The sequence below is a fragment of the Bradyrhizobium sp. WSM2254 genome (assembly GCF_000472645.1).
In the GTDB taxonomy this organism is placed as follows: domain Bacteria; phylum Pseudomonadota; class Alphaproteobacteria; order Rhizobiales; family Xanthobacteraceae; genus Bradyrhizobium; species Bradyrhizobium niftali.
The window spans coordinates 1-15,549 of sequence record NZ_AXAB01000053.1 but is presented as its reverse complement, the minus strand read 5'-3'; the positions used below and the strand labels follow the sequence as shown (position 1 = coordinate 15,549).

The 15,549-nt window shown below is 58.5% G+C and carries 15 protein-coding genes, 1 tRNA gene and 1 pseudogene; 10 read left to right on the top strand and 7 right to left on the bottom strand.

All coding sequences use genetic code 11. The features are described from left to right. Positions 1 to 21 precede the first annotated feature (21 nt). Entirely contained in the window at positions 22 to 510 is a 489-nt protein-coding gene (locus tag A3M7_RS0132045; protein WP_049823793.1) for a hypothetical protein, read from the top strand. A 97-nt stretch (positions 511 to 607) separates the two neighbouring features. On the opposite strand, the gene A3M7_RS45170 is transcribed toward A3M7_RS0132045, so the two are convergent. The 4 genes from A3M7_RS45170 to A3M7_RS0132025 form a co-directional block, all read right to left on the bottom strand. Continuing rightward, on the bottom strand, positions 608 to 1,399 hold the full coding sequence (locus tag A3M7_RS45170; RefSeq protein WP_063629471.1) for a competence protein CoiA: 792 nt from the start codon (positions 1,397 to 1,399) through the stop codon (positions 608 to 610). A gap of 44 nt (positions 1,400 to 1,443) precedes the next feature. Further along, positions 1,444 to 4,791 carry a nuclease-related domain-containing protein gene (locus tag A3M7_RS0132035; RefSeq protein WP_027547602.1) on the bottom strand — a complete coding sequence of 1,116 codons (3,348 nt, stop codon included), beginning with the start codon at positions 4,789 to 4,791 and terminating at the stop codon, positions 1,444 to 1,446. A 150-nt stretch (positions 4,792 to 4,941) separates the two neighbouring features. After that, positions 4,942 to 5,994, bottom strand: a complete 1,053-nt coding sequence (locus tag A3M7_RS0132030; RefSeq protein ID WP_027547601.1) for a hypothetical protein — start codon at positions 5,992 to 5,994, stop codon at positions 4,942 to 4,944. A gap of 111 nt (positions 5,995 to 6,105) precedes the next feature. Then, positions 6,106 to 6,774, bottom strand: coding sequence for a hypothetical protein (locus A3M7_RS0132025; RefSeq protein WP_027547600.1), 669 nt, complete (start codon positions 6,772 to 6,774; stop codon positions 6,106 to 6,108). A 422-nt stretch (positions 6,775 to 7,196) separates the two neighbouring features. On the opposite strand from A3M7_RS0132025, the gene A3M7_RS47425 reads away from it, so the two are divergent. The 4 genes from A3M7_RS47425 (at position 7,197) to A3M7_RS0132000 (ending at position 10,132) form a co-directional block, all read left to right on the top strand. After that, positions 7,197 to 7,556 (top strand): DUF2958 domain-containing protein, encoded by a 360-nt coding sequence (locus A3M7_RS47425; protein ID WP_084302708.1) that lies wholly within the window; start codon positions 7,197 to 7,199, stop codon positions 7,554 to 7,556. A gap of 11 nt (positions 7,557 to 7,567) precedes the next feature. After that, positions 7,568 to 9,094: a DUF4942 domain-containing protein gene (locus A3M7_RS0132015; RefSeq protein WP_084302707.1), complete on the top strand. Its 1,527-nt coding sequence runs from the start codon at positions 7,568 to 7,570 to the stop codon at positions 9,092 to 9,094. 262 nt (positions 9,095 to 9,356) lie between these two features. Beyond that, positions 9,357 to 9,725 (top strand): hypothetical protein, encoded by a 369-nt coding sequence (locus A3M7_RS0132005; protein ID WP_027547596.1) that lies wholly within the window; start codon positions 9,357 to 9,359, stop codon positions 9,723 to 9,725. Beyond that, positions 9,722 to 10,132: a hypothetical protein gene (locus A3M7_RS0132000; protein ID WP_027547595.1), complete on the top strand. Its 411-nt coding sequence runs from the start codon at positions 9,722 to 9,724 to the stop codon at positions 10,130 to 10,132. The genes A3M7_RS0132005 and A3M7_RS0132000 overlap by 4 nt, the downstream gene beginning before the upstream one ends. 307 nt (positions 10,133 to 10,439) lie before the next feature. Here the strand turns inward: A3M7_RS0132000 and A3M7_RS0131995 are convergent, their stop codons facing one another. Beyond that, on the bottom strand, positions 10,440 to 11,180 hold the full coding sequence (locus tag A3M7_RS0131995; RefSeq protein ID WP_049823789.1) for a hypothetical protein: 741 nt from the start codon (positions 11,178 to 11,180) through the stop codon (positions 10,440 to 10,442). A 191-nt stretch (positions 11,181 to 11,371) separates the two neighbouring features. Here A3M7_RS0131995 and A3M7_RS0131990 point away from each other — a divergent pair, with 191 nt between their 5' ends. From A3M7_RS0131990 to A3M7_RS51345, 3 genes and pseudogenes are all read left to right on the top strand, one after another. Further along, the gene (locus tag A3M7_RS0131990; protein WP_156937027.1) at positions 11,372 to 11,860 is read left to right on the top strand and encodes a hypothetical protein; all 489 of its coding nucleotides are present in this window, start codon (positions 11,372 to 11,374) and stop codon (positions 11,858 to 11,860) included. A gap of 14 nt (positions 11,861 to 11,874) precedes the next feature. Further along, the gene (locus tag A3M7_RS45165; protein WP_049823788.1) at positions 11,875 to 12,186 is read left to right on the top strand and encodes a hypothetical protein; all 312 of its coding nucleotides are present in this window, start codon (positions 11,875 to 11,877) and stop codon (positions 12,184 to 12,186) included. Positions 12,187 to 12,274: 88 nt separating this feature from the next. After that, a pseudogene (locus A3M7_RS51345) lies at positions 12,275 to 13,288 on the top strand (recombinase family protein); the annotation flags it as partial. 519 nt (positions 13,289 to 13,807) lie between these two features. Here the strand turns inward: A3M7_RS51345 and A3M7_RS0131975 are convergent. Beyond that, positions 13,808 to 13,883: transfer RNA gene (locus tag A3M7_RS0131975), tRNA-Ile, on the bottom strand. 133 nt (positions 13,884 to 14,016) lie between these two features. Between A3M7_RS0131975 and A3M7_RS51340 the strand changes: the two genes are divergently transcribed. Next, positions 14,017 to 14,304, top strand: a complete 288-nt coding sequence (locus A3M7_RS51340) for a hypothetical protein (protein ID WP_371090222.1) — start codon at positions 14,017 to 14,019, stop codon at positions 14,302 to 14,304. 708 nt (positions 14,305 to 15,012) lie between these two features. Further along, positions 15,013 to 15,279 carry a hypothetical protein gene (locus tag A3M7_RS0131965; protein WP_027547591.1) on the top strand — a complete coding sequence of 89 codons (267 nt, stop codon included), beginning with the start codon at positions 15,013 to 15,015 and terminating at the stop codon, positions 15,277 to 15,279. 39 nt (positions 15,280 to 15,318) lie between these two features. Here the strand turns inward: A3M7_RS0131965 and A3M7_RS0131960 are convergent. Continuing rightward, a partial coding sequence (locus A3M7_RS0131960; protein ID WP_027547590.1) for a LexA family transcriptional regulator occupies positions 15,319 to 15,549 on the bottom strand: 231 nt, incomplete at its 5' end.

The window sequence follows — 15,549 nt, the reverse complement described above, 5'->3', positions numbered from 1 at the left end:
TTCCGAAAGCTCACGCTCGACATGATCGACGTCTCAAAGCTGCCCCCGAGAGAATTACTGGCGCTCCATTCTAGAGTAGCTGAGGAATTGCGAGCGCGCGGCATCACGCGCAGTTCAAACAATCCCACAGGCGACCTTGCCGAATACTTGTTTTGCAAAGCGTTTGGCTGGACGCAAGCGGGTAACTCAAACACAAACATCGACGCGACGGCCCCAGATGGCGCGCGCTACCAAATCAAAGGGAGACGTACGACCCGCCATAACAAATCGCGCCAATTGGGCAGCATCCGCGAATTCGAGGGAAAGCACTTTGACTTCCTGGCCGCTGTCCTGTTCACGGAATCCTACGACGTACTAAAGGCGGCACTCATTCCCTATAGCGTGGTGGCCGCCCGCGCGACCTTTGTCCCTCACACGAACAGCCACAAGTTCATTTTGCATGACGATGTGTGGAAAGCAGATGGCGTCCGCGATGTAACTGCTGAATTGGGCTCGGTTGAACTGATCTAATTGCGGCGATGGATGGTTGCGTATCCGGCATTGTCCACCAATCGAGGCGTGTTTTGCGATCACGCCTCGTGCTTGAGCCCCATTAGTGGTCGCTTGCCTATAAGCGACGCCTCGCGCGTTGCTTCCTAGCCATGTATTGATCAAAGGCTGTTGGCAGACGGTACTGGGGAACCTGGCGCTTTAGATAATTGGCGGCAACGAGCCCGACGAGCTCCGTAAATGGCTCATCGAAAGGCATCCCGCTGCGGTGGACTTCCAGGAAACAAGATTTGGCGACCGGCGATAGATAAGCTCTGCCGTTTGCGCCGCCGGAGTTAAGCCGCCATAGGGTCGGTGCCTCGAACCGCACAGGATCGGAGGATTCGCTCACCCCGAAATCGAAGTACACCGGCACGCGGCTCGCTTTCCAGTCTCGAAAAAGTGCGGCATCGTTACTATGAGCTGCAACAATTAGCGGCTGTTTATGAAGGACGAGGCCAAGCGACGCGAAAAACTGCGCCCGGTCCCGCACGCGCCTTCGCGCATCAACAACCCAGACCATCTTGGGATAATAGAGCTCACGCGACTGCCGTTCACCGTCGCCCAGGAATGAGTGCTGAAATTCCAGCACCACACCAGCCTCGGTTTTCACATCGGCGATGTGCTTCTCACCGGCATCCGAGGAATGGATTATCTCCTGCCAATCTTTGGGAAAGTGGTCTTTCCAATCCCGATGCCATTGTGTTTCGCTTTCCCACCACGGATCACACGTGCGACTTCCCCGGTGCGCCCAATGCCAGATGCGATGGCGCCCGCATTTGGCAACCGTTGCATCGCCACAACCCCGGCATTGTCCCGAAAGACCCGGCTGAGCTTCGCGGCATTCACCTTCAACAAGCGCGAATTTCATGGTTCATCCAAATCCGGCCGAACATCGATCACCTCGCCCTAGCGTTAACGCTTCGCGCGCATCTTCATTTGACTGGGTGCTTCTTCAATCTCCCTGATCGCTTGTATCGCGAAGCGTCCCAGATCAGGATAGTTTGACCAAGCACGAAGCAGCGGAATGTCACTCACGCTGCCGAACCGGCCCAAATTCACCAAAGCCTTTTCGATCACGTCTTCAATGCGGAAGAACTCGTAATAACCGGATTGAGCGGTCGGCTGTTCAAGTGCCGCCCGGTAAACCGCTGCAACCTCATCGGGGAAGAACTGCCCAAAAGACGTCACCACCGGCTCCGAACCCGGAAGCCGCCGCGCGCTTTCAGCAAAAATGTGATCTGATCTGAAGAATTCGCCGACGACGGCTGCCGCGATACCGGTTTCGGGGTATGCCAGGATGGCGAGCGGGGCTGCACAATTCAGTTTGCGCTCCGGCAATGGAAGATCGTCGCGGTTCAGCCAGTAGAGAATGCCGCCGCAGGCCAACAGCGCATGGTCCGCCGCAGATGCCGCTTCTGCCGAACGGTCAGGCAAGGGGCAGCGCAGGCGCGCGAGCGCCGCGTGGGCCATTTCAAACTTGTGAATACTGTCCTGAAAAAACGCATCCCTCTTGGGCGGTAACGCTGTCCATCGCTCGATGATTGGCCCGACCGCCGGGTCCGAATGGGATGCGACGTCCGCAATCAGGGAAGAAGTGAACATCGGCTCGTTATCGATGCTTTTCGCGGCCATGATCTGCAAGGCCTTGCGGTCGTCGCTTGAAAGACTGTTCCAGCATTCGCAATACGCGCCGTCGTAGGGATGATCGAATTGCGCATTCCATAGGCCAGCCGCACGCCTCCACATGACGGGATTGTCCCGATCGGCCAGTACTGCGTCCATCTCAGCTTTAACGGTCGCGACATGCCCCTCTTGATCGTCATCCAGCGCGCCGAGCGATTTGAGCGCATCAATGATACCCCACGCATCAAAACCGCCATTGACCATGCACTTTGCCTCGATAGCGGCAATCAACGCACGGCGCTCCCCGTCATTTAATGCGTGGGCACTCATCATCGCTGCATGCATAAGCGCGAGCCGCAGATGATGAGCAGCTATCGGCCAGAGGCGCGTGAGGAGCCCAGGGAGTATCGTTCCGATGGAGGGCGCGCCGCGATCAGAATACTTGTCGAGTTCGATCAGCAGGCCAACCTGACCAGGGCTCAGGGTTTCGGATTGCAGCCGCCCGTGAAGTTTCGCGAACGTCGCGACCTTTGGTCCGCTGTAGAGGTTACCACTGGAAATGGGATTGCAAATGCGAGAAAGGCCGGTTTCGCGCATCCCCACGCCCGCGTAGCAGACCGCATACAGGCCCGTTCGCAGATTGAGCTTCTTTTCCTTAGCTTGATCAAACAATCGGCGGTGCTCTTCAGCTAGCCGGATGTCCATTTTCCCTATGAGATCGAGCAATTCATCGAGACGGCGGCCCGCTACTAGCTCGTGCGGAAGCGCCGCAAGGATGGCACGGTCCTGCGCGGACCACGGCTGAACCGTCTCCGGCTTTGCCTGGACGTGCCAGAGGAATTCCTCCGAAACATCAAACCGCACGGTCTCGATTTCTTGGCCGACCCGCGCCAGTACGTCGTCGCAACTATCGTTCGCCCAAAGTTGCGCGTCAGGTCCACATTGCCCCGCAAGGCACGCCTGGATTACCCGCGTATCGGATACATGGGGTAACACCTGACGCCGGAAGCTGTTGTCGTCGATCGCTCCCAGTACGAAGGGCTTCATCTCAAGGTGTTGCGGCAACCGTAGCGCCGTCACCACCGCTTCGGGATCATCACCCGCGCGCCGGAGTATCGCCTCGGCTGCGAATACATTGAGGAACATTTCATGGCTGAAACTCACCCGGTCGCCGCGCCTATCCAGAATGTTAGCGTCTTGAAATATCTGCAATAAAGCGCCTGAGACGCCTTCGCGGTCTGACAGGCGATCGAGCTCCCGAACGGAAAGCCCGAAACTTATGCGCGTAGTCATCATGCCAGCGATACGGGACAAGGCGCGGATGCCGTCGGAAGCGAATGAACCAAGCCGCTCACGCACATAGGCGTCGAATAGACCATATCTGCTGGTGCCAAGCGGTAGCTGTTGTCCCAACTGTCCAATCATCTTGGCTTCGAGGCCGCTGCTGATTGTACCGAGCAATTCAGTGAACGGTTCGACCGAAACATCGCCAGCGGCTTGTTGCGCGATGGCGAGTTTGGTTTTGATGTCTGGAAGCTGTACCGCATAACTGCGCGCGGGCAAGAGATCGCCGCGCTCGACTGGAATTCTGCTGGAGATGACGGCCCGCGCATCATACCGCTTCACGGCCGCCGCAATGCTTCGCGTTAAGCGCTGTCGTTCCGCTGGCGTGCATTCGTTGTAGCCATCCACGACTAGCTCAAGGCGGCGGTTGAGCCGCCGTGCAGCGGAAAGTACCGCGGCGGCAGACCTTGCATCGAGCAAGGCTGCTTCGCGGTTCACCACGTCGCGCAAGTTTCCTTCAAAATCCTTCGCTGGGACGATGATGGGCACGTTTCCGCGTGCCAAGCCGATGATTCCGATCTTCTGGGAGAGCAGGCTCTTGCCACAGCCTGAAGGCCCCGTCAGCAATAGATTGTCATCACGTGTGGACCGTTCCAGCACGTCCTCCGACGAAAGTGTCTTGCTTTCGCAGACGCAGGACATGGCCATCATCCCGGACGCCGGCCCGCCGTAGGTTCGAATGAAAGCTTCGCTGTAGGCACCGAGTAATTGTTCGGCTTCGAGCAGTTCCGGGCTCAAGGCCGCGTCGATTGACGGTACTGCGAGCAACCGATGATGGGCTGCGAAGGCACGCCACCGATCGAGCGGCCATCCGTCACGCTTCATGCATGTGATAAGCTGCGGAAGTTCATTGAGCCCGCCAATCGAAACCTTGAAATCGCTTTGCGGGATCACCGAGTCCGCTGGGATGGCGGGAACGAAGATCAGGGCCGCACTCGGATAAGGGACATCGGTCCCCGCGAAGCTTCGCATCGCATCGCGCAACGCCAGTTTCTCGCTGTCGGCTTGGCGATACGGGTTGCCGGTCTTTTTCCAGACCCCCGAGGCGAGGCGAACTTCCCAATCGCCGTTGTGGCCCCCGCGCACGGCGGAAGTAAATCCCTTTGACTCGGTAACAAGCACGGCCCGGTCGAGCGCGATGACGAGATCGACCTGCCGGTCACCAAAATTCGCATTCGCAAGGATGACCGCCGGAATGCCTTGCGCCGACAAAAATTCACAGGCGCGCTGGAGAGTAGCCCGCTCGGAAGCGTGCTCAATCGGAGCGCCAATGAAAATCTCTATTGGGGCCAATCGGGGCTCCGCAGTGCTGGTAGGCCAGTGGGGTGCCGCGATTATGGACCAAAGGCCGGAGCGGTGCCCATAAGAGATTTAGGGTTGTAGGGCTGCCCGTCAACGGCAGACCCCGTCACCGGCGGGTGGAAATCGCCACGCGGACTAAATTTAGCCACTTGGCTCACCTGCGGTGGCCTTCCCAAATTCTGCTTTGGTTTGCTCTGACGGCAACGTGGTCCACGGAGGCTTGCGCAGCAAGACGCCGCCACCGCCAACATTGATCTTGCGCTTGAAATGACGGGATAAGCTACTGACCAGCAACAAAGCGGCCTTGTAAGCCTCGTAGGTTTCCCAAATCGTGGGTGTTCCGCGCAGCCCGTATCGGTCGCTCATGACATCACGATCACGCGGCAGTTTTTTCAAGAGATTTCGATCCGCGCCGGTCCCGTAACCGGCCACGTCGTCGAACAGCTCATAGAGATTATGAATCTGCCGAAACGTTCCGGCCTTGTGCTGGGCGAAGGCCTTCAAGGTTCGCTCCACGGCCATCTGTAGCGTCCACAACGCGCTTGCGCGGCCGGTTGGTTCTGCCCGGAGCATCTGCCGTGCCGCCGATTCAAATTCCGCAAGCACGCCCTCCAATAGGCCGAAAACCGCATCGTCGTGCGGTTCTATACCCATGAAGTCGATCCGGATGGATCGAAGGGCTGTCGCTATGGCGACCGCATCCTTGCCAACCCCTTCTTTGGCTGCCTTGTTGAGTGTTGCAAGGCTTGGCGCTGCCATTAGCCAGTCAAGAGGGTCCTCATCCTGCTCGACGGTCACCGGAAAGAATAGCCACGCAGTTTCGCCTGGCGTTTCAACCTTGCTTCGGGTCAAAGGAACCGCCAACTCGACCGGCAGATCGCGGACGAGAACCACGCCGCAAGCCACATTGCCGGCGCCGCGTTTCATCGCGTCGCCGTATGTCTCGCGATACCACGCCTCAACGTGGTGATAGATGATCGCAAACCATGGCTTGGCCGCAAAATCGTCTTTGTCGGGATCGTTACTGACCTCGAAGACGCAATCCTTCACAAACATCGCGGCCGCTTCAAACGGACGAACAGCGAGAAGGGATTCGTCCGCTGCAAGGCGCGTATCGATCAATGGCATATGACCGTAAATGGCATCCTTGAGCGTTGGCTTTTTGCCCCGCTCATCGGGACCTTTTTCAACCATCGTGTCCTCGTTTGGAAAACGGCAAATACCGAATCGCTCTCAATGACCACCCGGAAAATACCACGGATTATGGTCCTTCGGCATGCGCCTAGGATTTCGCAGCAGACCGCGTCACCGATGGTTGGAGATTGCCACACCCACAATGGAGTCCGCGTCGGGGGCTCCGGGGAGATGGCCGGTATGTTCGAGAATAAGCCGGGCGATAGACCGCTTCACGTGCACAAACAGCGTGTGCATCTGGTCATGGGTAAAGGATAGTGGCGTATCCGGGTGACAGATGTCGGCCATGACTTTTAACTTGGCGTGCTCGTTGGCAGCAATCGTCCCGCCGTTATGGATGATCACCTTGCGTAGGGTACGCAGGTCGCCCATCTCATCAAGCTTGACCTCATTGGGCGCGATACCCCGGATGCTCGCAATTTGAGGCCGAATCTCCTCATCCCAATACGCAAAGATGAATACCACAATCGCCCAGCATACCTGCTGTTCGTTGAAGGCCGCCTCGGAATTGACGTTGATGAATTCGTCAGCCCGGATGATGCGATGGTGCAGTACGTCCGGACGACTAGGATCTTCGACGCTCACATAGGTAATGACGGGTTGACCGTCTTCGATCTTGCGGCTGGTCGGCCGCTGGAGGCGCGGCATCTGCCGTTCGACGCGCACCTTGTTTCCCTGAAAGCCAGCAAGGCAGTCGCAATAGACGCCAACCTGACGGTTTACGAAGTCAATAAAACCTCGCAGCACGACAAGCTCAGCATCCACCTTCTTCCTATCCATGTGAAGAACATATCACTCAGCCGGAATTCCGGCGAGAAGGATTACGTCCAAACTTATTAGAAGGGGGCATCCGGCTTCGCCGGAAACCGGCTCTAGGCGCTTCGCGCCCCGAGCCCCTGCTTCGCACGAGGCTACGCAGGGTCTCGGCCCTTCGGGTAACGATCGCGGTGCCCCGCGCTATCGCGCGCATTTCTCTTTAGGAGGGGACACCCCTCCAGCGGGCTGCAAGCACAAGACAAGTCCGCGCGGCATCCACACGCCTCCCCATGCTTTTTGATTTTGATTTTTGAATGGGGCCCCTCGTGCGGACCCTCCGCGCGGATGCTTGCATCCCGCTACCCCGAAAGAGGGCTGTCCATTGGTTTTCAAGCGCGGGCTTGCGCCCAGCGCCGAAAACCAACGACCAAGAAAGGAACCCCCAAATGAAATTGTTACTCGATGAACAACGCACCGAGTTGCTCGCAAACGGAAGAGCGAACGCCATCCTCCGTGAAAACGGACTCGCCGAACAGGACTTCAATCCCGTCGTCAAACTGTTCTGCCCATGGGGAGGCGCGACGTGGCTCATCTCTGAACTCGACCCGGAAGATGAAGACATTGCCTTTGGACTTTGCGACCTCGGTTTGGGTTTTCCCGAGCTCGGCAACGTCAGCTTGAGCGAAATCGAGGAGCTTGTAGGCCCCGGAGGCCTGCGCATCGAGCGCGACATCCACTTCGAGGCGAACAAGTCGCTTTCGGCCTACGCCAAGGAAGCCCGCCTTCATCAGTGCATCGTGGCGTGAGGGGGGACGCCATGAAAGCAGCCTTCGCACCCGCGACAACCGATATCGAGGAGACTCACGCCGCGGGGACCGGGTTAATGCCCCGCGCTACTGTCGAAGCGCTTGTCGGAAAGCGGAACCTCGCCCTGTCACTCTTCGGCGAAGCACATCAAGCGTTATCGTGTGCGTCGCAAGCCATCGAAAAGGCTTGCCGCGCGGGAAAGGAGCTTTGCGCAGATGAGGACCGTTACAATCATCACCAGCGCGACGAGAAGGCACAGTTTCTTGCCGTGCCCGAGCTACCCAACCGGGATAACTATCTCGGGCAGGCGCGCAAGATCGTCGATACCGACTTATGGAGCGCCGTCATCAGATTGACCGATCTCGAACGCTTCATGGATCGGCAAGCCAAAGACCAGCTCTATCAGCAGCTCTTGACCGATCCGCCCGAAGCGACGGTCGACAATATCTACGCTACTTTGCGGCAATTCATCGCCGATGCCGACACGATATTCAAGCGCGGCATCGCCAATTGCTTTTCGAAGCTCGATCGCCGGTTTCGCAGTCATGACGGCTTCAAGATCGGAAGCCGCGTCATCCTCGATCGCATGTTCGACGAGCATGGCTGGTGGAATTATCACCGCGATATGGAAGCGACGCTGTTGGACATCGAGCGCACGTTTTTCGTCATCGAAGGCCTTGCGGTGCCGCCGAGCTACGGCGGTATCGTCGGAATGCTCAGACATCGCCGAGGCTGGGGACATGGCCCCCGTCAAGACATCGTCGAAAACGATTTCTTCAAGGTATGCGTCTACAAGAACGGAAACGCCCACGTCTGGTTCAAGCGCGATGACCTCGTCGAGAAGGTCAATAAGCTTCTCGCCGATTATTACGGCGAGGTGATCCCGGACGGCCAAACGCCCGAAGACGACGGCGGTTTGTTCACGCCCAAAACCAGCCTTGCGAAAAACTACGGTTTCTATCCGACGCCGGATGGCGTGGCGGACCGCGTCATAGACGCAACGGCGCTCTACCGGGCCAAGGAGGACCCGCCGCTTACCATCCTCGAACCCAGCGCCGGAACGGGTAACCTCGCGCGCCCTTGCGCCATGATCCGCGCCGGGAATGAACACCATAGGTCCGAAAGCTATACGTACCGGGCGCTCGTCGATTGCGTAGAGATCCAGCCCGCGCTCGCCGAAGCATTGCGCGGCGAGCGCATCTATCGCCACGTCTATCAGTGCGATTTCCTGGCGCTGAAGCCCGATCCTCAGCGCCTTTACGATCGCGTTGTCATGAACCCGCCCTTCGATCGCGAGCGCGACATCGATCACGTCGTGCACGCTCTCGAATTCCTGAAGCCAGACGGATTTCTCATCGCGATTATGTCGGCCGGCACCGAGTTCCGCGAAACGCGCAAGGCGGTCGCTTTCCGGGCGCTGATGCAGAAGATGCGCGCGCGGTTTGACGATCTACCCGCAGGCTCGTTCAGTGCCGCCGGCACGAACGTCAACACCCTCATGTTGCGGGTCTGGAAGGACGGCAGGCATTTCTACTGACGGCTCGGCTCGTGCCATCTGCCGTGGCCTACTTTACCGCTTCGATCATTTATCGCTCGCTCGTCTCGTTGCCTGCGCACCTTGCGGAATCGTGGAGCAAGCCAGACGGCGCCTTGCCGTCAATCGCCAGCCCGCACCACGGGGCGGCGCAGCGGGCAGCGCCGCCCCCCGTGTCGGCGATGACGGCTGTGGCTGATGCCGCCCGGCCGAAGAACTCCACGTTCCGCAAGGAACGCTAAAGCAACAAGAACAAGGAGACATCATGCCTATCTATAACGTTCAACTCAGCACCGACACCGAATTCGCCGAAACCAAGGTTGCAGCGCGCAGTCCGAACGAAGCCATGGCAGCCGCCCAGGCTCTCGATCCGGATAAGCTTCACTTCGAACGGTTCAGCGGGCAGCTACCGGTCAATGAAATCACCGTTGAGGACCCCAACGGGAAAACCCTAACCTGGCGTTCCGAGGAGTTGGCGACGCGTCTCGCCGCCGAAGACCTCTACATCGGCGCGAAGGATGTGCTGATGATGCTCAATCACGAGCTAGTCTCGTATCTGTTCAGTAAGAGTACGCACAGAGCAATCGAGAGTCTCGCGGCCGCAGTTGAGGCGGCGGAATGGGGTGCGCAATGATCGCCTTCCGCGACATCAAGGCCGAGGCCCGCGAAACGGCGGCTCTCGTCACGAATCCGGCCCCGGCCGGTAATCGCGCGCCCGTCATCCTTGCCCGAGGGAAAGCCAGCGCGGCGGCTCCGGCGGAGGTCAGCCAGATCGACCCGTGGATGGAGGAAGCCTTCGAGGCGCTGACGACCTCCGTGCTGACGCGGGAGCCGTTCATGCTCCTGCCGTGTACCGTGAACGGCGAGAGGACTGCCGCCATCGTCCATGTCTCCCATGTCGAGGAGGAGGCACGCCGCACCCACGTCACGCCCCTGTTCGTCGCCATGACCCCCGGCATGGTCCTGATTGACCAGAAAGGCCGCCGCGCCGGCAGCGGCGGCAGCCCCGCCGACCACGGCGACGCGCCCGCGCCGACGTAACCCGTCGCTTACCGCTAGCCGCTGGGGCACCCGCTCCAGCGGCTTTTTTTGCACTCCGTTTGTCTCGCGGGGCGTTCCTGCCGGGGCACGGCGATGCACCTGCGGAGCGTCCGGGTAAGGCCGAAACGTGAGCAGCAAGGCGTTCGATCGGGCGCTTGCCGCAGCGTGGCGGGGTAGGAAATCGGCAGGTCGGAAAGGACGGGCGACGGCAATCGGGGGTTGGTGGAGAGGGTCGGGGAAAAGGGTTGGTCTCGCGAAGGCGCACTTATGGGTTGCCCAAAAAAGTGAGGAAAATCAATCCCACCTATCAGCCGCGACGAGTCCGCGTCGCGGGAACGAGACCCGATAGTTTCTTCTCGTGGCGCGAGCACCAAACATGCAGCACGTTGTAAAACGCGGGGTCGGCTCTTCGGATATCGGCCTGCGTCAGGCCCCTTGGAACATGCGCAGCATAGACACGCCCGAAGAACTGGTCGGGCTTCTCTGACCTCTTCTTCCGAGATTTGTATTTCTCCGGCGGCACCGCAAACCGATAGCCCTTTGGCGGGGTAGAGGCGACATGAGCGATCCGCTCATCCAGGTCTTTCCGCAGGTCCCGTAGCACCGCCAGCAGGCTGGTCTTGGTCGCCCGGTGGTCGAAGGTCAAGGCGTCCAACCCATCCCGCAATGCGGCTAGTTCCCCTCGTAAACTAGACGGCTCGCGATCAGAGGCGGCGAGCTTTTGCGCCACCAGAGCTACTGTCGCCACGTAGAGGTCGAGAGCCCGGTTGCGGGCGCATTTAAGCAGGAACGTTTTGGCCGGCTCAGGCAAAGGCAACTCGGTACGCCGGCCCTGCGGTGGGGTCAGGAAGTACCAAATGACCTCGTGCATGGCTTGCTCGACCCTTTCGAGGTCTTGCGGCGTAAGCGGTGGCAAACTCGCCAGCCGGTCGCGACTAGCGACAAGCTCGTTGAAAAGCACAAATGCGGCCGCACTCTGATCACTATCTGCAGTCCAACCCGTTACGCTGTCTATCCCCTCAGAGGCCTTGCGTTTCAATCCTGTCATCGCCGTCCGCCCGTGTAAGCGAAAACTTCGATATCGCGTTTCTGTCTTACACGAATTCACGATGCTCTGCGATGTGCGTTGAGACGAGCACCGCTCAATTTGCTTGAAAAAAACTTTTTCGACAAAGCGGCTCGTTGCGGCCAGAGACCGCAATGCGGTGTGCTCGTCAGGTCAACAAAAAGGAGCACATCATGCAGAACGTCATCCGTATCTCTAAACACTTAATCCCCATCGAACAGATTGCGCTGTTCGAACCTTTCGTTCCGCCGGCAAATCCCTTGCGGTCGGAACGCGAGTTCAAGGCGCGAGTGGTCTTGCTCGACCGCAACAGTGTCCTTTCCGAAGAAACGCCAGAACAACTCGCGGCCGATCACGGCTTCCGGTTTCTTGCCAACGATCGCGCGGCGACGAACCCTGCCGTCGGCTTTCGTGTCGAGACCTTCGTGCCTGCCGAGAACTTCACGCCGACGAAGTCATACCTGAGCCGGTTGGCCTGGACGGACCAAGAAGGAAATACACAGAGCAAGTTGATGCTGACTTCGCCCGAGGACCTGCTTGCCGCAGTCGTTCGCGGGCGCATCGATGAAGCCACGGACGATCAGTCACAGGAGGTCGCCCCTGTTCGTGTGCGGCGGCCCAACACGAAGCGCCGCACCAAGACCCTCGCCAAAGAAGTTTGAGGGTCGAGTAAGCCGTGGGCGCCAAGCGCACGAGAGGTAAGAGGCCTCGGATCCGCAAGGGCGGGTCCGAGGCTCTGCGCCATGGCAGCACTTCTTATTTTGCCGCGAAATCGACCCCAGAATTCCTTGATGAGACCATCGCGTTCTGGGGGCCGAAATATGGTCGTGAACTGACGCGTGAAGATGCTCGGCAGATCATCGAAAACATGACCGGCTTCTTCAAGTTGTTGCACGAGTGGGATGAAGAAGATCGCCGCGCACAGAAGCAAGCTGATGTCGCGAATGCGGCTCCAGTGAGCAGCACCGAAAGCGGAGCTAGCGGCTGACATCACTTTTCGTGCAGAAAATTACTTTCTCATTGCATGCGACTCTGCTCACAGGCAGAATCTAGAAACATAATGTGTGAGAAAAATCATGCGCGGTAAATCACAGCAGAGAGCAACTCCGGCGGTCGCCAAGGTCGTTGCTTACGCGCGCGTATCTACCAAGGAACAGGACAAAGAAGGCTTCTCCATTCCGGCCCAGCAGAAGCTGCTGAAGGCCTATGCCACCACAGCCCAGCTAACGATCGTAAAGGAGTTCATCGACGTCGAAACGGCGAAGATGGCCGGTCGCACGAATTTCTTGGAGATGGTGGACTATCTCAAGAAGCACCCCGATGTTCGGGCCGTGCTCGTCGAAAAGACCGACCGCCTGTATCGCAATCTACGGGATTGGGTGACGCTCGACGACCTCGACATCGAGATTCACCTCGTGAAGGAGGGTATCGTTCTTTCCGATGACTCGCGGTCATCAGAAAAGTTCGTACACGGCATCAAGGTGCTAATGGCAAAGAACTACGTCGACAATCTGTCCGAGGAAGCCCGCAAGGGCATGCAAGAGAAAGCTGAGCAAGGTATCTGGCCGTCATCAGCTCCTATCGGATACCGAAACGTGGTCGGGTCTGATGGGCGCAAGACGATCGAGGTTGACCCGACGCTAGGGCCGATCGTGTCGCAACTCTTTGGCTGGTATGCAGGGGGCGGCGTCTCAATTGACGAACTGACAGAAAAGGCGCGCAACGCCGGGCTGGTGAACCGCCTTACAGGTTCAACGGTCGGAAAGAGCCGAATTCATCACATCCTTCGTAATCGCATTTACAGCGGCGACTTCGTCTGGAAGGAGCGGGTCTACACCGGTAAGCATGCGCCTCTGATCACCCGAGAGCTATGGGTACGCGTCCAGCAAATGCTCGACGGTCGCAATCTGTCTAATTTGCGCCGCGTGAAGCATGAGTTCGCATTCTCGGGCGCCATCAAGTGCGGGCATTGTGGTTGCGCTTTCGTCGGCGAACTTAAGAAGGGCCGATACGTTTACTATCACTGCACCGGCTTCAAGGGGGACTGTGGCGAGCGGTACGTTCGTGAGGAGGTCTTGGAAGAGAAGTTCCGTGAGGCTCTCGCAAGGCTTAAATTTGGCGAAGATGAACTCATTTGGCTGAAAGAGGCTCTACGGGATAGCCACGCTGACCAGCGAAAGGAGCACGATGCGGCAGTCATCCGGCTCCAGGGTGAATACGATCGCATCCAGAAGCGCCTCCATGCGATGTACATGGATAAGCTGGACGGACGCATAGACAGCGATTTTTTTGACCGCACGTCAGCGCAATGGCGTGACGAACAGGCGACCCTGCTGCGAGAGCTGTCCTTCCACCAAGCGGCCGACCAATCCTACCTTGAAGATGGTATTCGGCTTCTCGACCTTGCCGATCGGGCACAGGAGATTTTCGAGAAGCGTAGCGTCGCAGACAAGAAGCGGCTTCTGAAATTCGCACTATCGAACTGCACTTGGAAGAAAGGCCATCTCTCGGTGACCTACCGCGAACCCTTCGATATCATTGCGAAAATCGACGCGCCACCCTTCGGCTCAGGAGGCGGCAAGAGGCAGATTCCGCCTGAGCGTTCAGAATGGTGGGCCCGCCTGGACTCGAACCAGGAACCAGACCGTTATGAGCGGCCGGCTCTAACCATTGAGCTACAGGCCCCCGCCGCGGGCAATCGCTGAAAGGCGGCCGGACGGCGTGCCGGGATCGTTTACAGGGTGGCCGGCATTCCGGCAATCCCATATCGCCGGCCGTGGTGCCGCTGAATTGGCTCGCGCGCGCAAAGGTGCGCATTGTGCCGATCGACGACAGTGTGACGAAAGACGAGCAGGGCACGATCGACCTCTACTTCCGCTGGGGTCTCATCAAGCGGAAGCTTGTTGCCGCGGATAGTGTCGATCGCTCCTTCTCGGACGCATTCGCCAAGGGAGCAGGCTTGCGAGCCCACCGCCGCTCACGCTGGCCTTTCTGCTGGCTCTCTGTTCGGATCGAATCCTCTCCCAGTCATGTGAATCTGCGCCTGAAAAGGCACAGTGTCACTTTGGCTCATCGCTACGTATTGCACATGACCTCGGCCGTTTAGCATCTCTATACGAAACAGCGAAGTCTCTTCGCAGATCGAGACGAATGCCTTCTTCGCCTCTGTGTCCTCGAAGAAAAATGCGCCCCTTCGGAGCCCCGCTCAATCGACCAGCCGACTTTGTTTTTTCGTGCAATGCGCGATGCCTCTTCGCGCAAATGGTCTAATTGCCTGCCAGAGGCCCGAACAATCACACAATCTATCATTTCGACCGCTCACTAACTCAGAAATCCAGTTTACGATGTATGGCCGGACGTCACCAACTGCTAATCTTGGCCAACACCTCTTGCGGTCGCGGTAATACGGCTGACCGCGTCGGACAAGACCATTACACGCCTTGATGCAAGCCGTCCGAGAGAGGTCCAGGCCGTGCACATTGTTTGAAAGAGGGTGGTGGTAATCCCTTCCAGACCGCACCCTGTTCCCAGCGGGGGCCGCATCGTGCTACGTTAAGCTTCCTGAATGGCAAAACTAGGAAACGACGCGTTCTAGGTCTAGGATCGTTGCGACCGGGGCTGGACTGCATTGTTTCACGATGGGCATTTTGAACCCGGAGGGCCGCCGGCAATATTTATTGTTGGCGGCCTTTTTCAAGGAAGCGGATGAGGGATACGCTGCCCTATCTGGCGATTGGCGTCTGCGCCATGGTCGCATGCCTGGCTTGTGATGAACTGGCTCGTCTAGCGTGGTCGAGTCGTGGGGGGTACGTCAATGCATGACTGGAAGAGCGAACTCGATGCGCTCGTCGCTGAAACAATGGCGTTCGCCAAATCGTTGAAGGTGGAGATTGAGCGGCCCCGGCCGCACCCAAAAGAAGTCGACGAGCGAGTCGGCCTCAGCTTGCCCGACTATGGCGCCAGCGAACGCGATGAGATCAGGAAGCGGGTCGAGTGCTTCAAAGCGCATCAAGAGCGCTTCATGCGCGAGCGCGAGGAGTATGCCGACTCGCTGCTGCGCCGAATCAGGCCGATCACCTAGTGGCTCTGCACAGTGATTTTGACAGGTTGGGTGCGGCGGTCAGATTAGCTCCGGCAGGAGTTTCGGATCAATGAGGACCTCGATGCTGCGAGGCGTCCTTGGCTGCCGTCTGATGAGGCCGACACGTTCCAGCGTCAGCACCATCTGGTGAACCGACGGCGGGCTGACTCGGAAATATTCCTGCATGTCGGTCTCGGCCGGGGGCCTGCGATGCAGCCGGGTATAGAGGTGGATAAAAGCCAGATACTGCCCCTGCGTGGGCGTGAAGGG